Source organism: Amycolatopsis sp. NPDC114505 (genome assembly GCF_055633615.1).
On the sequence record NZ_JBVKDV010000001.1, the window covers coordinates 231,606 to 255,007 of the forward strand.

A 23,402-nucleotide genomic window follows, 5' to 3' on the forward strand; every position below is an offset into this window, starting at 1 on the left:
CGCCCCGAGACGTAGTCCCCGGACCTGGCGCACCAGCTCTGGTTGCGCCGATCGGGTGGCCACCGAGGAGGACACGTGCCGGACATCGCCGCCGCACCCGACGATCTCGGGCCCGTCCTCCGGAACCTCGCCTACGGCAGGCTGGCCCAGACGCGGGCGAAGCTGGCCAACAGCCCGGAAACCCGCGAGTTCCTGGAGCTCGGGCTGCAGCTCCTGCGCGACGACCTGATCGGGCACACCGGGCCCGACTTCGAGACCGGGATCCGGTCGAAGCTCTTCGAATCGGTCTCGCGCGAACGCATCCTGCAGCGCGCCGACGAGGCCGACCGCGCCCGGCGGAACCCGAACGTGCTCACCGTCAACATGTTCCGGTACCGCTGGGAGCGGAAGGACCGCTACACCGAGGACCTCATCTCGTACCTGTTCCGGCCGGCGCCCCAGCGCCACCACTTCGCCGAGATGACCGCCGTCACCGACCGGCTGATCCGGCGGGTCAGCTTCGCCGAGCTGGTGCGCACGCTCGCCGACGCCGAGGTGCGGACGGTGCTGGAGGACCCGCTGGTCGGCTTGCAGAGCACCGTCCAGAACGCGATGCCCAACCACCCGCGCGTCCGCGAGTTCTGCCAGGCGCACCTCGACCACCTGATGCCGCGCTGGGCCGACCTGTACGTGCGGATCACCGCCGCCTACGGGCTCCGGCTGAAGGCCGGGTTCACCTGGCTGGACGTCGCGCTCATGTTCAACGCCGTCGTCGAAGGCGAGCTGACCTGGTCCCGCGTGGCCGCCCGGCCGGTGCTGTCCGGCGGCGGCCACGTCGTGCCCACCGCGATCCTCGCCATGCTGGCCAGTCTCCTGGAGAACGCGCCGCCGGACTTCGAGAACTCTTACGCCGTCGCGAAGTAGGCGTCCAGCGCCTCTTCCCACGGCCGCATCGGGGTCAGCCAGGCTTCCTGCCACGAAGCCGGCGACAGCACTGAGTACGCCGGCCGCGTCGCCGCCTGGGGGTACTCCGCCGTCGTGCACGGCTTCACCCGTGCCGGGTCGGCCCCCAGCCGCGTGAAGATCGCCTGGGCGAAGCCGTGCCAGCTCACCGCGCCCGCGTTCGTGCAGTGCAGGATCCGGCGCTCCGGCCCGTCCCCGGCCGCCACCCGGGCAGCCAGCTCCATGAGCCCCGAGGCCAAATCGGACGTCCAAGTAGGACCGCCCACCTGATCGTCCACAACGGACAGCTCCGGCCGCGAAGACTCCAGGCGCACCATGGTCTTCACGAAGTTCGACCCGGCGTGCCCGTACAGCCACCCGGTCCGCACCACCCAGGACGACGCCCCCGACCCGAGCACCGCGTCCTCACCGGCCGCCTTGGTGCGGCCGTACGCCGACCGCGGCCCCAGCTCGTCGGAAGGCTCGTACGGCGCGGTGGCGTCGCCGGCGAAGACGTAGTCCGTCGACACGTGGATCAGCGGCACCCGCCGGGAAGCGCACGCCGCGGCCAGCACCCGCGGCCCGTCGGCGTTGACCGCGAACGCGCGGTCCTCGTCCTTCTCCGCCGCGTCGACCGCCGTGTACGCCGCCGCGTTGATCACGACCGGCGCGGAGCCCGTTTCGCGGGCCCGGTCGGCCAGTGCGCCGACCGCCGCCAGCACCTGGCCCGTCGCCGTCAGGTCGAGCTCCGCCGAGCCCGGCGCGACGACGTCCACGTCGTCACCCGAAGCAGCGGCCAGGTCGCGGCCGAGCTGTCCGGAACCGCCGGGCACGAGCACCGTCAGCCGCACGAGCACATCCTCACTTCTTGAGCGTCTTGAGCGCGGCCCGCTCCGCCAGGGGCTCCCACCACGCGCGATTGTCCGTGTACCAGGCCACCGTCGCGGCCAGACCGTCCTCGAAGGACACGCGCGGAGCGTACCCCAGCTCCGAACCGATCTTCGTGATGTCCACCGAGTACCGGCGGTCGTGACCCTTGCGGTCCTCGACCGGCTCGACGCTGTCCCAGCCCGCGCCGACCGAGGCGAGCAGCTTCTCGGTCAGCGACCGGTTCGTCAGCTCGGTGCCGCCGCCGATGTTGTAGATCTCGCCGGGCCGCCCGCCGTCGGCGACCAGCTGGATGCCGTGGCAGTGGTCGTCCACGTGCAACCAGTCACGGACGTTGAGGCCGTCGCCGTAGAGCGGCACCTTCCGCCCGTCGAGCAGGTTCGTGACGAACAGCGGGATGACCTTCTCGGGGAATTGGTACGGACCGTAGTTGTTGGAGCATCGGGTGACGCACACCGGCAACCCGTGGGTGCGGAAGAAGGAGCGCGCCACCAGATCGGAGGACGCCTTCGACGCCGAATAGGGCGAGTTCGGCTCCAGGATGTGATCTTCGGTCCAGGATCCGGTCTCGATCGAGCCGTACACCTCGTCCGTGGACACGTGGACGAACTTCGAGACGCCCGCTTCCAGCGCGGCCTGCAGCAGGTTCTGCGTACCGAGCACGTTCGTCAGGACGAAGTCCGCGGCACCGAGGATCGAGCGGTCCACATGCGACTCCGCGGCGAAGTGCACGACCAGGTCGACCCCGCGCATGACCTCCACGACCCGCGCGGCGTCACAGATGTCGCCGCGGACGAACCGCAACCGCGGGTCGGCGGCGACCGGCGCCAGGTTGGCCTCGTTGCCGGCGTAGGTGAGCTTGTCCAGCACCACCACCTCGGCGTCGCGCAACGTCGGGTAGGCGCCGCTCAGCACCTGCCGGACGTAGTGCGACCCGATGAAGCCGGCACCACCGGTGACCAGGACCCGCATCTTCCCGCCTTTCCCTAGGCCCCCGACCGGGGCAATCGGCCCCCAGCCTACGGAGGTCCAACAACACCCTCAGTAGAGTCATCATCGAGGCACAGGGGTGCCCTGGGGGAAGCACGGGGTTTCACAGGGGAGGAAGCGCGTGACCGAATGGCCTGCGCCGCCCATCCCGGCGCGCCGGAGCTACGGCGTCGCGGTCTTCGCCCGCCGCGGCGGCAAAGTGGTCGTGTCGTTGCTGTCCGTCGCGATCCTGGCCTTGACCTGGTACGGCTGGCACTTCATCGGCGACCCGAACACCGGTCTGACCACCACGAACGTCTTCGCCGACACCGAGGCGCACGCGAAGCCGCTCGACGGCGCGATCGACATCCTCCTGGTCGGCCAGGACAGCCGCACCGACGCGCAGGGCAACCCGCTCCCGCGCGAAGTGCTCGACATGCTGCACGCCGGCGTCTCCGACGGTGAGCTGAACACCGACACGATGATCCTCGTGCACATCCCCCAGAACGGGAAGCACGCGATCGCGATCTCGTTCCCCCGCGACTCCTGGGTGGAGCTGGCCGGCGGCTACGGCAAGCACAAGCTCAACAGCGCCTTTGTCTACGCGTACACGGACACTTACAAAACGTTGCAGCGCCAGGGCATGACCGACCTCAAGGAGGCCGACGCGCAGGCGAAGGTCGCCGGGCGGAAGAACCTGATCGCCACGATCGAGAAGTTCATCGGCAAGCCGGGCATGATCGACCGCTACGCCGAGGTCAACCTGGCGAGCTTCTACGAGATCACCAAGTCGATCGGCGGCGTCGAGGTCTGTCTCAAGGGGCCGGTCAAGGAAGTGAAGTCCGGCGTGGACCTGCCGGGCGGCCGGCAGACGATCGAGGGCGTGCAGGCGCTCGCGTTCGTCCGGCAGCGCTACGACCTGCCCAACTACGACCTCGACCGGATCGCCCGCCAGCAGGCCTTCCTCTCCGGCCTGGCCCGCAAGGTGATCTCGACCGACGTGCTGACCAGCCCGGGCAAGATCGCCGACCTGGTGGCCGCGGTGAAGAAGTCCGTGGTGCTGTCGCAGGGCTGGGACCTGACCGAGTTCGGCGAGCAGATGCGCGGCCTGACCGGCGGCAACATCGAGTTTCACACCATCCCCACCCAGGGCAACGCGGTGATCGGCGGCGCCGACGTGCTGCGCGTCGACCAGGCCGCCGTCCAGGCCGAGGTGACGCGGCTGACCTTCGACGGCGACGCCCCGGCGACGACGGCACCGGCCCAGCTGCCGGGCGCCAACGCCGTCACGGTCGAGCTGTTCGACGGCACGGGCTCGGCGGCACTGGCCGCCCAGACGCACTCGGCGCTGCAGACCAAGGGCTTCACGGTCGCCGCCGACCAGAAGCTGAGCACCCGCAACACCACCGTCGTCCGGTACAACCCGGCCGACACCGCCGCGCTGGACCTCGTCAAGCAGGCGCTGGGCACCACCGTCCAGGCCGAGCCGGACCGGGACGTCGCCGCCGGGCACGTGCGCGTGCTGCTGGGCAAGGACTTCCGCAGCTCGGCCGCCGGTCCGGGCGGCGCGCCGACCACCACCCCGAAGGTGCCGTCGACCCCGGCGTCTTCCACCCCCGCCGCGCCGCCGATCACCGCGGGCGACGTTCCCTGCATCAACTAGACTGAGTACGCAGGGTGGTCGGGGGAGGATAAACCGGGATGGAAGACGAGCAGGTAGAGCCGGATCCGGTGACGGAGCGCGACGATCCGGAGTGGAAGCCGTCGCCGTTCCCGCGTGAACCGGCCCCTGCTCCGGTGGCCGCGAGGCCGTCACGGATGCGACGGGCCGGGCGCGTCACCCGCCGGCTCGCGGTCGGGCTCGTCTCGGTGCTCGCGCTCGGCGTCAGCGGCTACGCCTACGTCACGAAGGACCAGCTGCAGAGCAACGTCCCGACGACCGACGCGCTCACCCCGCGCGCCGGCGAGCCCGCGCCGCCACCCGCGGACGACGGCGCCGACGACATCCTGCTCGTCGGCAGCGACGCGCGGACGGACGCGCAGGGCAACCAGCTCCCGCTGCGGGTGCTGAAGGAGCTGCGGACCGAGGCCAACAGCGGCGCGGTGAACACCGACACGGTGATCCTGCTGCGGGTGCCGAAGAACGGCTCGAAGCCGTCGGCGGTGTCGGTGCCGCGCGACACGTGGACCGACGTCCCGGGCCGCGGCAAGGCGAAGATCAACTCGGCGTACGGCATCGCGAAGGCGCACTTCGCGCAGCAGCTGCGCGCGCAGGGCGAGCGCGACCAGGCGAAGATCGAGCGCGACTCCGACACCGAGGGCCGCCGGGTGCTGGTGCAGGCGGTGCAGGACCTCACGCAGGTGCGCGTCGACCACTACGCCGAGATCAACCTGCTGGGCTTCTACCTGCTCACCGAGGCCCTCGGCGGCGTGAGGGTGTGCCTGAACCACTCGACCGAGGACAAGGACTCGGGCGCGAACTTCCGCCGCGGCGAGCAGACGGTATCGGGCGGGGAAGCGCTGTCGTTCGTCCGCCAGCGCAAGAACCTGCCGCGCGGCGACCTCGACCGGATCGTCCGGCAGCAGGCGTTCCTGTCGTCGGCGCTGCACCAGGTGCTGTCGGCGGGCACGCTGACCAGCCCGGGCACGCTCGGCAACCTGATGGACGCGGTGCACAAGTCGCTGACCCTGGACCCGGGGCTCGACCTGCTGGAGTTCGCGCAGCAGGCGAAGGGTCTCGCGTCCGGCGACCTAACGTTCGCGACCATCCCGGTGATCACGGCCAACGGCCGCAGCGAGGATGGCCAGAGCATCGTCGAGGTGGATCCGAAGGCGGTGCGCGAGTTCGTGGCAGGCCTGGCGGGCCGCCCGGCCCCGGCGGCGGCCAAGGCCCCGGGCGGGGCTCCGACGGGCGGAGGTTCGGGCAGCGGCGCCGCCCCCGCCGCGGCACCGCTGCTCGAGGCCTCCAGCGGAGTCCCCTGCGTCAACTGACCGCAGGGGCGGGGTCGCCGGCCGGCAGCCTCCTGGGCGCAAGGGCGCGGTCGTCGACCGCCACCCCCGCGCGTCATGCCCCGGCAGCCCCGCGTCAACTGAAGTCGGCGCGGTGGTCCTCCACCCACTGCCGGAAGGTCCGCGGCGCCTTCCCGGTCACCTCGCGCACGACGTCCGTCACCACCGACGGCTCCCGTGTCGTCCGCTCCGTCGCGCGCAGGACCTCCGGGGGCACCTCGGGCGGCCAGCCCAGCGCCGTCATCCGGTCGGCCGCCTGCTCCGGCGTCAGTTCCTCCACGCGCAGCGGCCTACCGAGCACCTCCGCGAGGACCGCGGCCTGCTCCCGGAAGCTGATCGGCTCCGGACCGCTCAGCCGCAGCGCCTCCCCCGCGTGCGAGCCGTCCAGCAGGATCTTCGCCGCGACGTCGCCGATGTCGCGCTCGTGGATCGCGCCGACGCGGGAGTCCGGGTACGGCGTCCGGACGACTCCGGCGGCGATGTCCGCGCGCCAGCCCAGTGCGTTCGTCGCGAACGAGCCCGGGTTGAGCAGCGTCTCGGCGAACGGTGCCGCGATCAGCGCCTCCTCCACCGCGCGGTGGAACCGTGCGATCCCGCTCTGCGAGGACCGGGGTTCGAGCGTCGCCCCCGACGACAGCAGCACGACGTGGCGCACGCCGGCCGCCTCGGCCGCCTTCACGAACCCTTCGATCCCCGACGGCCGCGTGTACAGGAACACCGCGTCGACACCGGCCAGCGCGGCGTCCAGTGTGGACGGATCCTCCAGATCGGCGCTGACCTTGGCGGTCGGGACGTCGAGCGTGGCGGCGTCGCGGCTCGCCGCGCGGACGCCCTGACCTGCGGCGACGAGCGCGTCGAGCACGGCTCGACCGACGTTGCCCCGCGCCCCGGTGACGAGAATGGACATAGCTGTCCCCCAGCTTCCGAGATACATTTGCTTGCAAAGCAAAGCTACTCAGCACGGAGACGCGGTGTCAACCGGCGAAGCCCGTGGTCCGCGCTTTAGCCTTGTCCGCATGAGCCTGACCGACGAGCTGCTGCGCCCGCTGCTGGCCTCGCCCGCCAAACCGTTGATCACCCATTACGACGACCAGCTCGGCAGCCGCGTCGAGCTGTCCGTGGCGACGACCGCCAACTGGGCGGCGAAGACGGCCAACTGGCTGACCGAGGAGTTCGACGTCGAGCCGGGCGACGCGGTGGCCGTGCAGCTGCCGGCGCACTGGCAGACCGTCGGTGTGCTGCTCGGGGCGTGGTGGTGCGGGGCGCGCGTCGTGGCCGAAGGCGCGGGCGCCCGGGTCGCGTTCGTCGGGCCGGACGACCCGGAGCCGACCGGCGCGGCCGCGACCGCCGTCGTGACGCTCGACCCGATGGGACGCGGGCTGGCCGAGCCGCCGGGCGGCGGCGCGTTCGACTACCTGACGGAGTCCCGGATGGCGGGCGACCAGTACAGCCCGCTCTTCACGATCCCCGGCGACACGGCCGCCCTGTTCGCGTCCACTGTGGACGAAGTGCTGGCCGAAGCCCGCGCCCGCGCGGCGAAACTCGGTCTGACCGCGGACGACCGCGTGCTGTCCACTCGCGACTGGAGCGGGCCGGAGGGCATCCTCGACGGCCTGCTCGTCCCCCTGTCCGCGGGCGCCCACCTCGTCCACGTGAGCAATGCGGACGAGGCCAAGCTGGCGGCCCGCCGCGACGCCGAACGCACCACGGCGGACCTCCCGGCTTAGGCACTGTCCTGCAAGTCACGCTCGCGGTCTTCGCGCAGACTCGCAGGACAGCGCCTAGGCGTTCTGCAGTTCGCCGGCTTCGGCTTCGCGGCGGGCGCGCTTGCGCCCCCACAGCAGGTGGTCCAGGGAAAGCCGCCCGCCGTTGAAGCCCAGCGCCAGCCCGGCGAGCGCGAGCACCAGGACGAGCTCGTAGCCGCCCTGGCCGGTCAGGCCGTTGTCGATGTGCACCGAGAGCAGCGCGCCGACCGAGATCACGACGTACCCGATGCCGACCAGCGGCATCAAGAAGCCGACGATGAACGCGATCGAGCCGAGGATTTCGACGGTCATCGCGAAGACCGCGGCGACCGTGGGCATCGGGATGCCCGTCATCGAGAAGAACTTCGCCGTGCCGTCGATGCCGTTGTTCCACTTCTGGAGGCCGTGCGCGAGGAAGACGACCGCGACGCCGATCCTCCCCAGCAGCAGGGCCACGTCCTTGAATCGTCCGAACATCCGGTTTCAGCTCCCCGGTGGGTGAATTTTCAACTGACCCGCCCCAAGTTAGGGCGCCGGAACCCCGGATCGAAGCTCCGGAGGGTGATCGACAGGGAACCGACAGGGACGAAAAACCGTTTTCGCGCGGCCCGCCGCGGGGCTATCTTCGCCCTGACCTGCGTCCACGACTGTGAGGAGACCCCGATGCGCCGACAGACCGTCCGACCCGGCCTGTCACCCGCATCACAAAGGACTTCCCACGACCGTGAAAACCCTGAACATCGGCATTCTCGCGCACGTCGACGCCGGTAAGACCAGCCTGACCGAGCGCCTGCTCTTCGAAGCGGGCGCGATCGAGCGCCTCGGCAGCGTCGACCGCGGCGACACCCAGACCGACTCCCTCGAGCTCGAACGCCGTCGCGGCATCACCATCCGGTCCGCGGTGGTCTCGTTCACGACCGGCGGCACCCGGATCACGCTGATCGACACCCCGGGCCACTCGGACTTCATCGCCGAGGTCGAGCGTGCGCTGCGCGTGCTCGACGGCGCGGTCCTGGTGGTGTCCGCCGTCGAAGGCGTCCAGGCCCAGACCCGCGTCCTGATGCGCACGCTGCGCCGCCTCGGCATCCCGACGCTGATCTTCGTCAACAAGATCGACCGGATGGGTGCACGCGACCAGCTCGGCGACATCCGCGCGAAGCTCACGCCCCGGGCGATCGCGCTGAACGCGTCATCCGGCGAGCTGGCCGAGTTCCTGGCCGACGGCGATGACGCCTTCCTGACGTCCTATGTGGACGACCGAGTCGACGCTGCGGCCTGTCGCGCCGAGCTGGCCCGGCAGGTCGCCCGCGCCGAGCTGCACCCCGTGCTGACCGGCTCGGCGATCACCGGCGCCGGCGTCGCGGACCTCGTCACGGCGATGGCCGAGCTGCTCCCTTCGACCGAGCGCACCGGTGACGGACCCCTGCACGCGACGGTGTTCAAGATCGACCGCGGCCACGCCGGCGAGAAGATCGCCTACGCCCGGCTGCACTCCGGTTCACTGACCGTGCGACAGCGAATCCCTTTCTACCGCGGCGAAACCGAGTTCACTGGCCGCGTCTCGTCGATCGAAGTCGCCGGCGACGACGTCGCGCTCGCCGGGGACGTCGCCCGGGTGCGCGGGCTGCGGGAGGTCCGGATCGGCGACCGGCTCGGCTCCCCCGGCACCGCGGGCGACGGCGTGTTCGCGCCGCCGAGCCTGGAGACCGTGGTGCGCCCGGTCCGGCCGGAGCAGGCCGCGGCGCTGTTCACCGCGCTGAGTCGACTGTCCGAAGAGGACCCGTTGATCGACGTCCGCCGGCACGGCCACGACGTCTCGGTGCGGCTCTACGGCGAGGTGCAGAAGGAAGTGCTGCGCTCGATGCTGGCCGACGGCGCGGGCATCGACGTCACGTTCGAGCAGACGCGCACCCTGTACGTCGAGAAGCCGGTCGGCCTCGGAGCAGCCGTCGAGGAGCTGGATCCGGAACAGCGGCTGTACTTCTTCGCGACGGTCGGGCTGCGGGTGGAGCCCGGCCCCGGCGTCACGTTCGGGCTTTCGGTCGAGCTGGGCTCGCTGCCGCTCGCGTTCCACAAGGCCATCGACGAGACCGTCCACGCCACGCTCGAGCAGGGCCTGTACGGCTGGGAGGTGCTCGACGTCGCCGTCACGCTGACGCACACGGCGTTCTTCAGCCCGCTCAGCGCGGCGAGCGACTTCCGGAAGATGACGCCGCTGGTGCTGATGGCGGCGTTGAAGGAGGCCGGCACGCGGGTGCACGAACCGGTGCACCGCTTCGAGCTGGAGATCCCCGCGAACGCCGTCAGCGCGGTGCTGCTCAAGCTCGCGGACCTGCGCGCGGCCCCCGGCGAGCCCGTCACCGGGCCGGCGTCGTGCACGCTCCACGGGACGATCCCCGCGGAGCACGTCCACGAGTTCGAGCAGGCTCTGCCCGCGCTCAGCCAGGGCGAGGGCGTCTTCCTCAGCGAGTTCGACGACTACCGGCCCTACCCCGGTCCGCCGCCGGTCCGGCCGCGGACCGGCGAGAACCCGTTGAACCGCAAGGAGTACCTCTCGCAGGTCGCCCGGCGTTAGCGCTTGTGCGCCCAGGCGGCGCCGAAGCAGTACGCGCCGAACGAGGCGAGGCCGAGCGCCACCACGATCAGCAGCACGGTGCCGAAGGGCTGGGCGGCGAGCGTCTTGAGCGCGGCGTCCAGCCCGCCGGCCTTGTTCGGGTCGGCGGTGAACCCGGCGATCGCGACGAGGATCGCGACGATCGCCAGTACGACGCCCTTGGCGAGGTAGCCCGTCCGGCCGATCCCGCCGATCCAGCGCTTGGTCTTGCCGGGCAGCTCCTGCGTGTCGAGGTCTTCGAGGAACTTCTTCTTGACGCCCTTCACCCCGGCGGCGATCGCGACCCCGAAGATGCACGCGGCGGCGATGACCACCAGCGCCGGGCCCGCGGGCAGCTGGAGCAGCTTCCCGGTGAACTCCTGCTGCGTCTGGTTGCTCGACCCGCCACCACCGCTGCCGGTGGCGATCTTGAAGGCCGTGAAGCCCAGCGCGATCACGACGACGCCACGGGCGGCCGCGCCGATCCGCTTGCGCGTCCGCTTGCCACCGCTGACCCATTCGTAGCCGGTGGCGGCCATCATGAACTGCCAGAGGCCGAACAGGACCAGGCCGATGGCGAGGACCCAGAGCAGGACCTGGCCGAACGCCGTCGAGCCGACCTGCTGCAGCGCGCCCTTCTGGTCGGCCTGCTCGCTGTCACCGAAGGCGACCTGAACGGCCAGGTAGGCGATGACGAGGTGCACGACGCCGTAGCAGGCCATGCCGATCCGGCCGAGCAGCTGCGCTGTGTCGCTCTTCTCGCCCCGCTGGGTCGTGGCGGCTGTCTGGTTCATGCGGTTCGAGTACCCACTCCGACGCGGGATCGGCTGGGCCAAGCGGCCTAATCACTTGCTGTACCTGGGACGATCGCAGCGTGAGCGCGCGACTGGTCGGCTACTGGTCGGAGTCGGAGGTGCATCCCGGCTCGACCGAGTACACCGAGCTGGGCTTCCGGGCCGACGGCTCGGGCTGGCAGTACTGGGCGAGCTGGAGCACGGCGTTCGTCGTCCACCGCTTCACCTGGCAGGCACCGGAACCCGGCCGGCTCGTGCTGCACCTGCAGGCGGAGGTCGACGGCCGGTGGGCGCCCGGCGGAGCCCACCGCGTCGAAGGCCGGGAGCAGCTCGACACCCGGCTCGAACTGGCCTGGACGCTCGCGCCGGACCGGAAGCTGACCCTGGACCGCCCGCTCGACGAGATGCTCGGCGGCACGGAGTTCCTCCCCGTCACCGGCGGCGGCACCGATCCGACGCTCGACTAGGCGGGCCGGCGGCGGATGGCGTCGAGCCCGGTCCAGCCGCCGTTGACCGCGAGCACCGTCAGCACTTGTTCGGCCTGCTCGGCGAACTGCGCGAGGTCGTCGTGGAGCAGCGCCGCGCGTTCGCCGTCGAGCTGGTCGAAGTCGTCCCACCAGAGCCCGATCGCCGTGCCCGCCGCGAGGACGAGGCCCTGCACCAGGCGTTGAAGCCCGGGCGAGGGCGCGCCCGCCGTCTCGCGGTAGGCCGTCTCGATGTCGTCACACGCGGTCAACAGCTCCCGCAACCGGGCGACGGCCCCGGCGGGCGTGCCGTCCCAGGCGGCCGTCGGCCAGGTGCGGTCGGACAGTTCGAGCCACAGCCGCCAGCCGGCGACCAGCTCGGCTTCGTCGTGGGGCGTCCAGGACGCCGGAACCGGCCAGTACATCCTTCGAGGGTGACACCGCCGGAGCGGAAATCCGCCCCGGCGGTGGGTTATGTCTCATGTGGCGAAATTCAGCCGATCTCCCCGCTGATCACGGGCGGCACCGGCACGCACGGCGGCGTCTTGGCGTGGGCCGGGTCGAGCGCGTTGAGCACCAGGCCCTGCGCGACGGGGTCGTAAGTGATGCCGAGGTGGTCGGTGAAGTCGAGCCCGCAGACGTTCTGCAGCAGGATGTTCTTGACGTTCGGCTTTGGTGCGAGGAACGCGCTCGTGTAGGGCGTGACGACGTCGTCGTAGCGGGTCTGGATGACGGTGTACTGGATGCCGTCGACGGTCTCACCACCGGCGTTGAGGTCGGTGAGGAAGTCCGAGCCGACGGCCTGCTCGTTGCAGGACTGGCAAACGGTACCGAGCGCGGCCGGCACGCCGGGGATCATTTCGAGGGTGCTGAGTAGGCCGAAGAGATCGGTCCCGTGGTTGGACGGCGACAGCCCGACGAGCCGGCTGATCTTGGTCGCGCCACCGAGGTACTTGATCCAGTACCGGATGTTCATCCCGCCCTGCGAGTGCCCGACGACGTCGAGCTTGCTCGCCCCGGTCGCCGCCAGGATCTTGTCCCCGTAGGCGGCAAGCGCTTTCGCGGTGTCGGCGACGGGCCCGACGGTCTGCAGGAAGCTCCCGGGCGCCCCGCCGAAGTTGCCGGCGAAGACGCAGTAGCCGGCGTTGGCGAGCTTCTGCGAGAGGTTGGCCCAGTTCTCGTAGGCGTTGGCGGTGGTCCCGTTGGAGAGCAGCACGGGATTGGGATGTTTGTCGCTGGGTTTGCAGTTCCAGTCGTTCGCCCCGGGCGGCGCGATGGTCGGGGCGCCGAGCGAGTAGAGGGCGGCGGTGAGGATGTTGGGCTGCACGGGCCCGGAGGGTTCTCGTTCGGCTGCTTGGACGGTCCCGGCCCCCAGTACGAGCGCCGCCACCGCAGCGACGACCGCCGTAAGCCACCTGCGCGTCATGCCCATCCGGTTCACCTCTCTGTGAAGGATGGTGATCCACGTCACCGAATGGTTAACGCGCGGGTAACATGTCCGGACACTCCCCCTGGTGAGTGATTTTCTTTCGGCCTTTGACCTGCTACGAGTGACACAAAGCAGGTCGAGTGACACTCACGGACATGACAAAGCCCCCGGCACCGCGTGGGCGCCGGGGGCTTTGGTGGGTTCGGTAGCGATCAGCCCTTGAGCAGGGCTCGGGCCATGACGACCTTCTGGATCTGGTTCGTGCCTTCGATGTCGAGGTTTCGACATGACCGCGATGGGGGTCCGGCAGGGGATACGCAGGTGCCGATCGCGCACCACGCGTGCGACATCCGCCACGTCGCTGCTTACCCTGCCGGTTCGGCTTGCGCCTCGGGCGCCCCGTGCACCTGTTGAGGCGGATTGACCAACCACCCGAACTACCGGGTCAAGATCGATCTAGCCCTTGAGCAGGGCCCGCGCCATCACGACCTTCTGGATCTGGTTCGTGCCTTCGTAGATCTGCGTGATCTTCGCGTCGCGCATCATGCGCTCCACGGGGAAGTCGCGGGTGTAGCCGGCGCCGCCGAAGAGCTGGACCGCGTCCGTTGTCACCTCCATCGCGATGTCCGACGCGTACGTCTTCGCCGCCGAGGCCATGAAGCCCGCGCGCTTGTCGCCGCGCTCTGACGCCGCTGCCGAGGCGTACACCAGGTGGCGGGCCGCCTCGATCTTCGTGCCCATGTCGGCCAGCATGAACTGGACGCCCTGGAACTCGGCGATCGACTTGCCGAACTGCTTGCGGTCCTTCACGTACGCGATCGCCGCGTCCAGCGCTCCCTGGGCGATACCCAGTGCCTGCGCGCCGATCGTCGGGCGGGTGTGGTCCAGCGTGCGCAGTGCCGTCTTCAGGCCCGTGCCCGGCTCGCCGATGATGCGGTCCTCGGGGATCGTGCAGTTCTCGAAGTAGATCTCGCGCGTCGGGGAGCCCTTGATGCCGAGCTTCTTCTCCTTCGGGCCCACCGAGAAACCCGGGTCGTCCTTGTGCACGACGAACGCCGAGATGCCGTTGGCCTTCTTCTCCGCGTCCGGGTCGGTCACCACCATCACCGTGTACCAGGTCGACTCGCCCGCGTTGGTGATCCAGCACTTGGTGCCGTTGAGCACCCAGTGGTCACCGTCGAGCCGGGCACGCGCGCGCATCGACGCCGTGTCCGAGCCCGCTTCGCGCTCCGAAAGCGCGTACGACGCCGAAGCCTCGCCCGACGCGATCGAGGGCAGCACCAGCTTCTTCACACTCTCCGAACCGGACAGGATGATCGGCTGCGTGCCGAGCTTGTTCACCGCCGGGATCAGCGACGCCGAAGCGTCGACCCGCGCAACCTCTTCGATCACGATGCAGGCGCCCACGGCGTCCGCGCCCTGGCCGTCGTACTCCTCGCCGATGTGGACGGCGTTGAACCCGGACTTGACCAGCGCGTTGTACGCCTCGATCGGGTAGCGCTCGTTCTCGTCGACCTCGGCCGCGTACGGCGCGATCTCCTTCTCGGCCAGGGCCCGGACCGCGGCCCGCAGCTCCTCGTGCTCCTCGGCAAGCTGGTACAGGCCTTCGGTCACTTCCGGTCACCTTCTCTACGACGTCGGGAGGGTTCCGTCGATGTTAGCGCTCGTTCACACACTGCGGCCGCCTCGTCCTTGTGTCCTTGACCGCAGAATTCGTACAGTCGAGTGATGCCGCTCACCGCGCCGACGACGCCGCCCGGTTTGCCCGCCTCCCTCGACTACCCCGAAGTTCCGGTCGGTTCGCTCATCGCCGCCGGCGCCACCCGGTGGGGTGATCGGACCGCCTTCGCCCACGACGGCCGCAGCCTCACCTTCGCCGAGACCTACCGCGCGGCCTGCCGCTTCGCCCACGCGCTGCGGGCGCGGGGCATCGGCCGCGGTGACGTCGTGGCGCTGCACCTGCCGAACTGCCTGGCCTTCCCGGTCGCCTACTACGGCACGCTGCTGGCCGGGGCGACCTTCAGCCCGGCCAACCCGCTGCTCCCGCCGGACGACCTCGCCTTCCAGCTCGCCGACTGCGAAGCCGCCGCCGTCGTGACGTTCGGGCCGGTCGCCGGGGTGCTGGCGAGCGTCGCCGACCGGATCCCGGCCCGGCTGACGGTCGTCGTGGGCCCCACCGCCGACCTGCCCGACGGCGCCGTCGAGTTCGAGGCCTTCCAGGACGGCCACCCGGACACGCGCCCCGAGGTCGAGCTGTCCCTGCACGACGACCTCGCGCACCTCGCCTACACCGGCGGCACCACCGGCCGGTCGAAGGGCGTGCGGCTGTCGCACCGCAACGTCGTGGTCAACACCCTGCAGCACTCGTGCTGGGGCAGCGGCTCCGTCCCGGCGCTCGACGCCCACGGCGACGTCACCCTCGACCAGGTCGGCAGCGCGGACGAGTGGCCGACGCGCCTCGGCACCGGCGTCGCGATCAACCTGACGCCGTGGTTCCACGCGATGGGCATCATCGGCGGCATGAACGCGGCGGTGATCGCCGGCACGACGATCGTCCTGCACTCGCGCTTCGACCCGCCGGCCTACGTCGCCGACGCCGAACGGCTGCGCATCACCGGCATCGGCGGCGCGCCCGCGCTGTTCGCCGCCTTGCTCGCGACGCCGTCGTTCCACACCGCGGACCTCTCGTCGGTGCGCGCGATCGGCTCGGGCGCGGCGCCGATGAACCACGCGATGATCAACGCGCTGCGCGAGCGGTTCCCGGGCGTGGTGGTCAGCGAGGGGTACGGCCTCACCGAAGCGACGATGGGCGCGATCATCTCGCCGACGTACGCCTCGGGCACCCGCAAGGTCGGCTCGGTCGGCGTGCCGATCTTCGACACCGAGGTCAAGGTCGTCCCGGCCGAAGGCGGCGAAGACCCGCTCCCGGCGGGCGAGAAGGGCGAGGTCTGCCTGCGCGGGCCGCAGATCATGCTCGGCTACCGCAACCGCCCGGAGGAGACGGCGGCCGTACTCGTCGACGGCTGGCTCCACACCGGCGACGTCGGCATCCTCGACACCGACGGCTACCTGTCCATCGTGGACCGCAAGAAGGACATGCTGCTGTACAAAGGCTACAACGTCTTCCCGCGCGAGCTGGAGGAGCTGCTGATCACGATGCCCGGCGTCGCGGCGGCGGCCGTGGTGGGCCGGCCCGACACCGAGGTCGGCGAGCTGCCGGTCGCGTTCGTGGTGCCCCGCGGCTCGCTGGACGCCGACGAGCTGATGGCCGCGGTCAACGAGAAAGTGACGCCCTACAAGCGGTTGCGGGAGATCCACGTCGTCGAGCAGATCCCGGTGTCCGCCGCCGGGAAGGTGCTCAAGCGGGACCTACGGCAGCAGCTGATCGGCGAGCTGCCCGGCTAGCCGGTCGCCGGACAGGAGCGTGCCCGCCTGCTTGACGTGCTTGAGCAGCGGGGAGACCTCCATGCTCAGCAGCCCGGGCAGTGAGCCGATCCGGTCCGAGGTGAACTCGAACAGCTCGTCGAGGTCACGGCAGTGCGTGACGGCGTGGACGTTGTGCGGCCCGGAAACCGCCGCGGCGAAGGCGATTTCGGGCATCTGCGCGAGCGTGCGCCCGACGTCCTTGACCGCCGACGGGTGCACGCGCAGCCAGAGGCTCGCCCGGGCGTGGTAGCCGAGCGCCACGGCCGCGATCTCGACGTCGATGTGGACGACGCGCAGCCGGACCAGCGTCTCCAGCCGGCGGGCGGCGCGGCCGGGCGTCAGGTCCGCCGCCGCGGCGAGGTCGACCAGGGCGGCGCGGCCGTCCGCGGCGAGGACGTCGAGCAGCTTCTCGTCCTCGGCGGTGAGCCGCACGGGATCCCGGGCCACGACCGGGGCTTCGGTGAACGGCGACTCGTCGCTGCCGAGCATCGACTCCTGCTCTGGAGTCAGCGTGCCCCTCAGCGCGGCCCAGTAGTGCCCGCGGCCGCCGACGAACTGCCGGAGCATCGCCGACGCGTGGATGTCGAGGACGGCAGCGGTCCGCGGCAGCTGCTGACCGAGCAGGTCGTCGCGCTGTTCCCGGGTCCGCGACCGCACCGCGAACCCGACCTCGGAGCCGCCCGCGCTGAGGCCCACCCAGCTGACATCGTCGCGCTTCGCGAGCGCGTCGGCGATCGCCGCGGCGCTGCCGGGACGGCACCGCAGCCGCACCAGCCACTTGCTCTGGCCCAGCGCCCCCGGGTCGACGATGCCGGCGACGCGGATGACGCCTTCGCCGCGAAGCCGCCGATAGCGCCGGCCGACCGCGTTCTCGGTGACGCCGAGCACGGCCGCGATCGAGGCGAACGAGGCCCGCGGGGCGACCTGCAGCGCCCGGATGAGACGCACATCGTCGGGCTGCACAGTGACGGATTCGGCCATCGACACCCCTCTCGTCGAGGCAATCCTACAAATCCGCCTTCCGGACGGGCGCGATCAGCGGTCGGGTGGACAGACTCGGAGCGCACCGACCGAAGGGAACAGCCATGAAGACCGCCCTCATCATCGGGGCCTCGCGCGGACTCGGTCACGCGATCGCCGCCGAACTCGCCACCCGCGGGTGGCACGTGCTCGGCACGGTCCGCGACCCGGCCGCCCGGACACCCCTGCACGACCTCGCGGACGCGTCCGGCGGGCACGTCGAGGTCGAGCACCTCGACATCACCAAGCCCGATCAGCTACCGCCCCTGCGCGAACGGCTGGCCGACCGCCGGCTCGACCTGCTCTTCGTCAACGCGGGCACCACGAACAACCCGGCGACGCCGATCGGCGAGGTCTCGACGGCCGACTTCGTCGACGTCATGGTCACCAACGCGCTCAGCCCCCTGCGCGTCATCGAGGCGCTCCAGGACCTCGTGCCCGCCGACGGGCTCATCGGCGCGATGTCGTCGGGCCAGGGCAGCATCACGAACAACACGGCCGGCTCCCGCGAGGTCTACCGCGCCAGCAAGGCGGCGCTGAACATGCTCATGCGCAGCTTCGCCGCCCGGCAGGCCGACCGGGCCCTGCTGCTCATGGCTCCCGGCTGGATCCGCACCGCCCTCGGCGGCGACCAAGCGCCGTTCACCCTCGAGGAGACCGTGCCGCTGATCGTGGACGTCCTGCTGGCCAAGCTCGGCAAGCCCGGCCTCGAGTTCCTCGACCGCACGGGCGAGACCGTGCCGTGGTGACCGCTAGTGGCCGGTCTTCGCGCGCAGGGCCGCGTCCTTGTCCAGGACCAGCTTCTCCAGGTCCTGCTGGAACGTCGCCATCTTCGAGCGCAGGCCCTCGTCCGACGCCGCCAGGATGCGGACCGCCAGCAGGCCCGCGTTGCGCGCGCCGCCCACCGACACCGTCGCCACCGGGACGCCCGCCGGCATCTGGACGATCGACAGCAGCGAGTCCAGCCCGTCGAGGTACTTCAGCGGGACCGGGACACCGATCACCGGCAGCACCGTCGCCGACGCCACCATGCCCGGCAAGTGGGCCGCGCCGCCCGCGCCCGCGATGATCACACGGATGCCGCGGGCCACCGCCGACGTCGCGTAGTCCAGCATGCGCTGCGGCGTGCGGTGCGCCGAGTAGACGCCGACCTCGTACTCGACGCCGAACTCGTCCAGCGCCGCACCGGCCGCCTCGAGGGTCGGCCAGTCCGAGTCGCTGCCCATGATCACGCCCACCTGCGGCGCCATAGCTGTTCTCCTAGTGGATTTCGTAGCCGTCGAGCCAGACGGCGTGGGACAGCCAGTGCGCCGACAGCAGCGCGCGGTTGCGCAGGTCGTCCATGCGCTCGCCGGTGAAGTTGACGTGCCCGAGCTTGCGGCCCGGCCGCTCCTGCTTGCCGTAGAGGTGCACCCGCACCTCCGGGTACCGCGCGAACAGGTGGTGCAGCCGCTCGTCCGGTCCCATCTCGGGCAGCTCCGGCGCGCCCAGCACGTTGGCCATCACGCACGCGGGCGCGATCAGGTCCGTGCGGCCCAGCGGGTAGTCGAGCACCGCCCGCAGGTGCTGCTCGAACTGCGACGTGCGCGCGCCGTCCATGGTCCAGTGCCCGGAGTTGTGCGGGCGCATCGCCAGCTCGTTGACCAGCAGCCCGGTGTCCGTCTCGAACAGCTCGACCGCGAGCAGCCCGGTGACGTCGAGCGTCGACGCGACCCGCAGCGCCAGGTCCTGCGCCTCGTGCACGCGCTCCGGCGCGAGCCCCGGCGCCGGGGCCAGCACCTCGGTGTTGATGCCGCCGGTCTGCACCGTCTCCACCACGGGGTACGCCGCGCCCTGGCCGAAGGGCGAGCGGGCGACGAGCGCGGCCAGCTCCCGCCGCATCGCCACCTTCTCCTCGACCAGCAGCGCCGTGCCCGCTTCCAGGAGCTCCGGCACGGTCTCGCGGGCGTGCCGCGCGGTGTCCAGCATCCAGACGCCGCGGCCGTCGTACCCGCCGGTCGACGCCTTGAGCACGACGGGCCAGCCGTGCTCGCCGCCGAACTTCACCACGTCGTCCACAGTGGACACCTCGGCGAAGGCCGGGCCCGGCACGCCGAGGCCCGCCATCATCTCGCGCATCACCAGCTTGTTCTGCGCGAAGCCCAGCGCCGACGGCGCCGGCCGGATGAGGTAACCCTCCATCGCCAGCGTCAGCAGGTGCTCGCCCGGCACGTGCTCGTGGTCGAACGTGACCACGTCGACCGACGCCGCGAACTTCCGCAGCGCGTCGAGGTCGGTGTGATGCCCCAGCACGACGTCACCCGCGACGAGCCCCGCGGCTTCGTTCTCCCCCGCCGCGAGCACGCGCAGGGACTGGCCGAGGGAGATCGCCGCCTGGTGGGTCATCCGGGCCAGCTGTCCGCCGCCCACCATGCCCACGACGGGCAGACCGGTGTGTTTGTCCATAGCGCCAGCCAGCCTAAACGGTCACCAAGCCGGTCGACCGCCGGACCAGACGTAGCTCACGCGCCGCCAGACCGAGGATCCCCGCCGCCGCCGCCAGTACGTAGACGTTGCCGATGATCGACCAGCCCAGGCCCCAGCCGAACTCGCGATCGCCGCCGTTGGGCACCAGCATCACGATCTGCGAGGCGAACAGCACCGCGACCGCCGCCGCGGCCCACCACCGCGCCTTGACCACCAGCAGCGTGAGCAAGGGCACGCACCAGACCCAGTGGTGTGACCACGACACCGGCGACAGCAGCAGCCCGTAGAACGCCGTCACGAGCAACGCCGCCGTGTTCTCCTCCCGCCGGTGCAGCCGCACGACCAGCCACACCGCGGGCACGGCGAGCACCGCCGCCACCCCGACCGCCACCGCCAGCGACCAGGACGCGAGGTGCGTGGCCCGGTTGACCAGCCCGTTGAGCGACTGGTTGAAGATCCAGTGCACCGACCCGACCCGGGTCGGGTCGGTCGCCGAATCGCGCCAGAACCGCACCGCGTCGACCGGGATCACCGCGAACATCACTGCTTCGAGCCCCACGAACGTGCCGAGCGCGCGCAGCCCGTCCTTCCACCTCCCGGTGAAGAACAGGTGCGGTACGAAGATCAACGGGGTCAGCTTGATCGCCGCCGCCACGCCGATCAGCACGCCCGCCCAGCGCGACCCACGCTGCGAGAGCACCAGGACGTCCAGCACCACGAACGCCATCAGTATCAAGTTGATCTGGCCCAGGAACAGCGTCTTCCACACCGGTTCCAGCGCCAGCGCGATGGCCGTTCCCGCCGGCAGCGCCCACCAGCTTCTTCCCAGAAGTGACGAGTGCCCCGGCGACGACAGCACCACCGTGATCACGACCATAAGGGCGACCACCGACAAAAACGCGATCACGCCCCACACCAGGCCAGACGGCACCAGCGCGAGCGGCAGGAACAGCGGCGCGGCGGCCGGGGTGTAGGTGAACGGCAGCCGCACCCAGTCCGGCAACGCCGTCAGCACGTCCCGCGTGTAGAGCGGGTCGCCGTGCAGCAGCGTCAACGCCCCGGCGCGGTACACGGCGCTGTCCGCGCCCAGGTGCCACCCGGCCAGCCAGACGACGACGCCGAGCGCCAGCGCCAGCAGCGCGATCCCGCCGGCCAGGAGCCGGCCCCGCACCTCAGACGCCGGTCGCGACGTCGACATGCTCGTCCGCGGCGGCCCTCTTCCGCGCCCGCCGCTGCAGGCCCCAGCGCAGCACGAGCGCCACGGCCAGCACGACCGGCATCAGGATGTAGGCGTCCCCCAGGATGTTCTGCCAGACCGTCCAGTGCAGCTCGACGTTGCGGCCGTTCGGCAGGATCAGCAGCACGCAGCTGACGAACACGAACGCCGCGAGGAACGTCCCGACCCAGCGCTTCCACGCCGTCTTCGGGGTGGTCTTCGGCAGCCGCGACACCAGCAGCACGATCAGCGGGATCACCCACACCCAGTGGTGCGTCCACGAAATCGGCGAGATCAGCAGCGTCCAGAACGCGGTGACGAGCAGCGCGGCCAGCGCCTGGCCCTTGCGGTGGAAGCGGATCAGCAGCCACAGCGCCGGGATCGCGAGCAGGGCGCCGATGCCCATCGCCGCCTTCGACGCCCACGGCGCGAGGTCGGTGGCCCGGTTCATCAGCGCGTTCAGCGACTGGTTGCCGGCCCAGTGCACCGGCCCGATCCGGCCGGTGTCCGGCAGCGTCACGGTCCAGTACTTGGCGGCGTCGTGCGAGTTGATCAGGAACATCAGCCCCTGCAGCACGACGAACGTGGCGAAGCCGCGGATCGCGTCCATCCGCCTGCCGGTGATGAACAGGTGCCCGAGGAAGACCAGCGGGGTCAGCTTGATCGCCGCCGCGACGCCGACCAGCACGCCGCCCCAGCGGCTCCCCCGCGCGCCGATGACCAGCATGTCCAGCAGGATCATGGCCATCAGGACCAGGTTGATCTGGCCGAGGAAGATCGTCCGCCACACCGGTTCGAGGCCGAGGAAGACCAGGAAGAACACGATGGTCGAGCGGGCGGGCGAGGCCCACCAGCGCGGGCCGTCGGCGGCCGGACGGGGCAGCGCGCCGATCGCGATCCGGATCGACAGCGCCATCGCCGCCAGCGAGATCGCGGTGATCAGGCCCCAGGAGATCTGCGTCGGGAACGCGGCGAGCGGCACGAAGATCAGCGCGGCGGTCGGCGGGTAGGTGAACGGCAGCAGCGCCCACCACGGCTCGGGGGCCAGCGTGTTCGCGTCGTAGAGGGAGTCGCCGTGCAGCAGCGTGAGCGCGCCGGCCCGGTAGACCGCGCTGTCGACGCCGAGCACCCAGTCGTGCTGCCAGCCCCAGATGCCGTACCCGATCGCCACCAGCGGGATCACCGCGAGGATCAGCATCGACCGTGGACGGACGGACAGCCGGGCGAGTGACTTCCGCAGGGCCAGGCGGTGCGGCGATCTGGCCGCGACTGCGCCGTCGACGTCGGTGGATACGGTCCGGGTCACCTCACCAGGAAATCATGAGCCGTCCGATCCGGGTCAGACGGCCCCGAGCAGAACCGGACATTTCACGCGTACTACACGCGGGCAAGGTGAGCCAGCAGGTCGCAGGCCATTTCGTGGGTCGCGGGCAGCCGGACCGCGGACACCCGGGGCCGGCCGGCGTCGGCCAGTTGCGAATCCACGGAAAGCCGCTCGTGCAAGGCCCTTCGCAGCGCGACGCCGTGCGAAGCGACGCGCTCGTCCTTCGGGACCAGCGCGGCCACGACGGACGGCCCCAGCGAGGCGACGCTCTGCCCGCTGTCGAACACCGCCCGCAGCGCGTCCGCGACCAGGATCATCCCGGTCAGCCGCGGGAACCCGGTGACCGTGCTGAGGTCGACCGAGACGACCAGCAGCACGTGGTCCTCGGCGGCCGGCCGCTCGCGCGCGGCGGCGGCCCGGTAGACCTCGTAGAGCCGGGTGCGCAGGTAGGCGGCCGAGGGCAGCCCGGTCAGCGGGTCGGTGACCTCGGTGTGCACGAGCTGGTCGGTGGCGACGTCGGCCCAGGCCAGTGCGGTGGTCCGCAGCAGCCGCGCCGGCGTGGCGTCGACGTCCGGCGAGACGAACCCGTCGTCGCCGTGGTCGAGCACCGCGTGCAGCGCGGCCAGGTCGGCGAGGGTTTCCGCGAGTCCGGCGCCGGCCGCCGCCCGAGCGCGGGCCAGCCCGGCCAGCGCGGTTTCAGCGGCTTCGACGCGTCCCTTGGCCATCACGGCGGCGCAGACGGCGTCGACCTCGGGCAGGGCCCAGTCGCTGGGGAACCGCCACCCGGCGGCCAGGCTGGCGGTGCGCCAGCGGGCACGCAGGGTGCGCAGGGCGCGGTCGGCGAGCGGGGCGTCACCGGGACCGGAGCGCGTAGCCGGAACGTCCACTGGCGGCCTGCCCCTTTCGTCCGGTCCGTGTCGATCTTGCTCGGTGCTTCACGGTGAGGACGTGCCCCACCGGACCCCGTGACGCGTACTCGCGAGTTTTGTTAAGAAGCTTTTCCACGGCGCGACCCGGGAGCGGGTGATTTCGATCCGCCGTCGGAGTCAACACCCCGACCACGACGTGACGGCCCGGGGTGGGTCAGTCACACTTGTCTCGCGTCGCGGACCCGCCTGTAATGGCAGGTCCTGGCCCT

22 protein-coding genes are annotated in these 23,402 nt (G+C 71.0%); 8 read left to right on the forward strand and 14 right to left on the reverse strand.

The annotated features are described in order from the left end of the window. Positions 1-75 precede the first annotated feature (75 nt). Complete coding sequence (locus ACZ7OU_RS01120; protein ID WP_470253862.1) at positions 76-903, forward strand: hypothetical protein; 828 nt, start codon at positions 76-78, stop codon at positions 901-903. On the opposite strand, the gene rfbD is transcribed toward ACZ7OU_RS01120, so the two are convergent. Then, on the reverse strand, positions 885-1,778 hold the full coding sequence (gene rfbD, locus ACZ7OU_RS01125) for a dTDP-4-dehydrorhamnose reductase (protein WP_470253863.1): 894 nt from the start codon (positions 1,776-1,778) through the stop codon (positions 885-887). The genes ACZ7OU_RS01120 and rfbD overlap by 19 nt on opposite strands. Positions 1,779-1,782: 4 nt before the next feature. Further along, positions 1,783-2,781, reverse strand: a complete 999-nt coding sequence (gene rfbB / locus ACZ7OU_RS01130) for a dTDP-glucose 4,6-dehydratase (protein ID WP_470239243.1) — start codon at positions 2,779-2,781, stop codon at positions 1,783-1,785. A 139-nt stretch (positions 2,782-2,920) separates the two neighbouring features. On the opposite strand from rfbB, the gene ACZ7OU_RS01135 reads away from it, so the two are divergent. Continuing rightward, entirely contained in the window at positions 2,921-4,441 is a 1,521-nt protein-coding gene (locus tag ACZ7OU_RS01135) for an LCP family protein (RefSeq protein ID WP_470253864.1), read from the forward strand. Between the two features lie 38 nt (positions 4,442-4,479). Then, complete coding sequence (locus ACZ7OU_RS01140) at positions 4,480-5,769, forward strand: LCP family protein (protein ID WP_470253865.1); 1,290 nt, start codon at positions 4,480-4,482, stop codon at positions 5,767-5,769. 94 nt (positions 5,770-5,863) lie between these two features. Here the strand turns inward: ACZ7OU_RS01140 and ACZ7OU_RS01145 are convergent, their stop codons facing one another. Beyond that, positions 5,864-6,694, reverse strand: a complete 831-nt coding sequence (locus tag ACZ7OU_RS01145) for an NAD(P)H-binding protein (RefSeq protein WP_470253866.1) — start codon at positions 6,692-6,694, stop codon at positions 5,864-5,866. A gap of 109 nt (positions 6,695-6,803) precedes the next feature. On the opposite strand from ACZ7OU_RS01145, the gene ACZ7OU_RS01150 reads away from it, so the two are divergent. Next, positions 6,804-7,514 carry a TIGR03089 family protein gene (locus tag ACZ7OU_RS01150; protein ID WP_470253867.1) on the forward strand — a complete coding sequence of 237 codons (711 nt, stop codon included), beginning with the start codon at positions 6,804-6,806 and terminating at the stop codon, positions 7,512-7,514. A gap of 54 nt (positions 7,515-7,568) precedes the next feature. Here ACZ7OU_RS01150 and ACZ7OU_RS01155 read toward each other — a convergent pair whose 3' ends face one another. After that, the gene (locus ACZ7OU_RS01155) at positions 7,569-8,009 is read right to left on the reverse strand and encodes a DoxX family protein (protein ID WP_470253868.1); all 441 of its coding nucleotides are present in this window, start codon (positions 8,007-8,009) and stop codon (positions 7,569-7,571) included. 247 nt (positions 8,010-8,256) lie between these two features. On the opposite strand from ACZ7OU_RS01155, the gene ACZ7OU_RS01160 reads away from it, so the two are divergent. Continuing rightward, positions 8,257-10,107 carry a GTP-binding protein gene (locus tag ACZ7OU_RS01160; RefSeq protein ID WP_470253869.1) on the forward strand — a complete coding sequence of 617 codons (1,851 nt, stop codon included), beginning with the start codon at positions 8,257-8,259 and terminating at the stop codon, positions 10,105-10,107. Here the strand turns inward: ACZ7OU_RS01160 and ACZ7OU_RS01165 are convergent. Further along, a complete protein-coding gene (locus ACZ7OU_RS01165; RefSeq protein ID WP_470253870.1) occupies positions 10,104-10,919 on the reverse strand; it encodes a DUF1206 domain-containing protein in 816 nt (271 codons plus the stop codon). The two genes, ACZ7OU_RS01160 and ACZ7OU_RS01165, sit on opposite strands and share 4 nt — an antisense overlap. An 80-nt stretch (positions 10,920-10,999) precedes the next feature. On the opposite strand from ACZ7OU_RS01165, the gene ACZ7OU_RS01170 reads away from it, so the two are divergent. Next, positions 11,000-11,386 (forward strand): hypothetical protein, encoded by a 387-nt coding sequence (locus tag ACZ7OU_RS01170; RefSeq protein ID WP_470253871.1) that lies wholly within the window; start codon positions 11,000-11,002, stop codon positions 11,384-11,386. Here the strand turns inward: ACZ7OU_RS01170 and ACZ7OU_RS01175 are convergent. The 3 genes from ACZ7OU_RS01175 to ACZ7OU_RS01185 all read right to left on the reverse strand — a co-directional run bounded on the left by ACZ7OU_RS01175 (position 11,383) and on the right by ACZ7OU_RS01185 (position 14,426). Next, positions 11,383-11,808: a hypothetical protein gene (locus tag ACZ7OU_RS01175; protein WP_470239252.1), complete on the reverse strand. Its 426-nt coding sequence runs from the start codon at positions 11,806-11,808 to the stop codon at positions 11,383-11,385. The two genes, ACZ7OU_RS01170 and ACZ7OU_RS01175, sit on opposite strands and share 4 nt — an antisense overlap. Positions 11,809-11,876: 68 nt before the next feature. Next, positions 11,877-12,710, reverse strand: coding sequence for an esterase/lipase family protein (locus ACZ7OU_RS01180; RefSeq protein ID WP_470253872.1), 834 nt, complete (start codon positions 12,708-12,710; stop codon positions 11,877-11,879). A gap of 558 nt (positions 12,711-13,268) precedes the next feature. Then, positions 13,269-14,426, reverse strand: a complete 1,158-nt coding sequence (locus tag ACZ7OU_RS01185; protein ID WP_470239254.1) for an acyl-CoA dehydrogenase family protein — start codon at positions 14,424-14,426, stop codon at positions 13,269-13,271. Positions 14,427-14,540: 114 nt separating this feature from the next. Here ACZ7OU_RS01185 and ACZ7OU_RS01190 point away from each other — a divergent pair, with 114 nt between their 5' ends. Next, positions 14,541-16,217, forward strand: coding sequence for a class I adenylate-forming enzyme family protein (locus ACZ7OU_RS01190; RefSeq protein WP_470253873.1), 1,677 nt, complete (start codon positions 14,541-14,543; stop codon positions 16,215-16,217). On the opposite strand, the gene ACZ7OU_RS01195 is transcribed toward ACZ7OU_RS01190, so the two are convergent. Next, positions 16,182-17,219 (reverse strand): Lrp/AsnC family transcriptional regulator, encoded by a 1,038-nt coding sequence (locus ACZ7OU_RS01195; protein WP_470253874.1) that lies wholly within the window; start codon positions 17,217-17,219, stop codon positions 16,182-16,184. The two genes, ACZ7OU_RS01190 and ACZ7OU_RS01195, sit on opposite strands and share 36 nt — an antisense overlap. 104 nt (positions 17,220-17,323) lie before the next feature. On the opposite strand from ACZ7OU_RS01195, the gene ACZ7OU_RS01200 reads away from it, so the two are divergent. Beyond that, complete coding sequence (locus tag ACZ7OU_RS01200; protein ID WP_470253875.1) at positions 17,324-18,007, forward strand: SDR family NAD(P)-dependent oxidoreductase; 684 nt, start codon at positions 17,324-17,326, stop codon at positions 18,005-18,007. A 3-nt stretch (positions 18,008-18,010) separates the two neighbouring features. Here ACZ7OU_RS01200 and purE read toward each other — a convergent pair whose 3' ends face one another. The 5 genes from purE to ACZ7OU_RS01225 all read right to left on the reverse strand — a co-directional run bounded on the left by purE (position 18,011) and on the right by ACZ7OU_RS01225 (position 23,151). Beyond that, positions 18,011-18,508 carry a 5-(carboxyamino)imidazole ribonucleotide mutase gene (gene purE, locus ACZ7OU_RS01205; RefSeq protein WP_285999861.1) on the reverse strand — a complete coding sequence of 166 codons (498 nt, stop codon included), beginning with the start codon at positions 18,506-18,508 and terminating at the stop codon, positions 18,011-18,013. Positions 18,509-18,518: 10 nt separating this feature from the next. Beyond that, positions 18,519-19,703: a 5-(carboxyamino)imidazole ribonucleotide synthase gene (locus ACZ7OU_RS01210; RefSeq protein ID WP_470239258.1), complete on the reverse strand. Its 1,185-nt coding sequence runs from the start codon at positions 19,701-19,703 to the stop codon at positions 18,519-18,521. A 13-nt stretch (positions 19,704-19,716) separates the two neighbouring features. Further along, a complete protein-coding gene (locus ACZ7OU_RS01215) occupies positions 19,717-20,922 on the reverse strand; it encodes a glycosyltransferase 87 family protein (protein WP_470253876.1) in 1,206 nt (401 codons plus the stop codon). After that, positions 20,897-22,246 carry a glycosyltransferase 87 family protein gene (locus tag ACZ7OU_RS01220; RefSeq protein ID WP_470253877.1) on the reverse strand — a complete coding sequence of 450 codons (1,350 nt, stop codon included), beginning with the start codon at positions 22,244-22,246 and terminating at the stop codon, positions 20,897-20,899. The genes ACZ7OU_RS01215 and ACZ7OU_RS01220 overlap by 26 nt, the downstream gene beginning before the upstream one ends. Positions 22,247-22,317: 71 nt before the next feature. After that, entirely contained in the window at positions 22,318-23,151 is an 834-nt protein-coding gene (locus ACZ7OU_RS01225; protein WP_470239261.1) for a GGDEF domain-containing protein, read from the reverse strand. Positions 23,152-23,402: the final 251 nt, after the last annotated feature.

Excerpts from the sequence above, each read along its gene's own strand:
- rfbB (WP_470239243.1), bottom strand. The coding sequence starts at position 2,781 with ATGCGGGTCCTGGTCACCGGTGGTGCCGGCTTCATCGGGTCGCACTAC.
- ACZ7OU_RS01140 (WP_470253865.1), top strand. The coding sequence starts at position 4,480 with ATGGAAGACGAGCAGGTAGAGCCGGATCCGGTGACGGAGCGCGACGAT.
- ACZ7OU_RS01145 (WP_470253866.1), bottom strand. The coding sequence starts at position 6,694 with ATGTCCATTCTCGTCACCGGGGCGCGGGGCAACGTCGGTCGAGCCGTG.
- ACZ7OU_RS01150 (WP_470253867.1), top strand. The coding sequence starts at position 6,804 with ATGAGCCTGACCGACGAGCTGCTGCGCCCGCTGCTGGCCTCGCCCGCC.
- ACZ7OU_RS01155 (WP_470253868.1), bottom strand. The coding sequence starts at position 8,009 with ATGTTCGGACGATTCAAGGACGTGGCCCTGCTGCTGGGGAGGATCGGC.
- ACZ7OU_RS01165 (WP_470253870.1), bottom strand. The coding sequence starts at position 10,919 with ATGAACCAGACAGCCGCCACGACCCAGCGGGGCGAGAAGAGCGACACA.
- ACZ7OU_RS01175 (WP_470239252.1), bottom strand. The coding sequence starts at position 11,808 with ATGTACTGGCCGGTTCCGGCGTCCTGGACGCCCCACGACGAAGCCGAG.
- ACZ7OU_RS01190 (WP_470253873.1), top strand. The coding sequence starts at position 14,541 with ATGCCGCTCACCGCGCCGACGACGCCGCCCGGTTTGCCCGCCTCCCTC.
- ACZ7OU_RS01195 (WP_470253874.1), bottom strand. The coding sequence starts at position 17,219 with ATGGCCGAATCCGTCACTGTGCAGCCCGACGATGTGCGTCTCATCCGG.
- ACZ7OU_RS01200 (WP_470253875.1), top strand. The coding sequence starts at position 17,324 with ATGAAGACCGCCCTCATCATCGGGGCCTCGCGCGGACTCGGTCACGCG.
- purE (WP_285999861.1), bottom strand. The coding sequence starts at position 18,508 with ATGGCGCCGCAGGTGGGCGTGATCATGGGCAGCGACTCGGACTGGCCG.
- ACZ7OU_RS01210 (WP_470239258.1), bottom strand. The coding sequence starts at position 19,703 with ATGGACAAACACACCGGTCTGCCCGTCGTGGGCATGGTGGGCGGCGGA.
- ACZ7OU_RS01215 (WP_470253876.1), bottom strand. The coding sequence starts at position 20,922 with ATGTCGACGTCGCGACCGGCGTCTGAGGTGCGGGGCCGGCTCCTGGCC.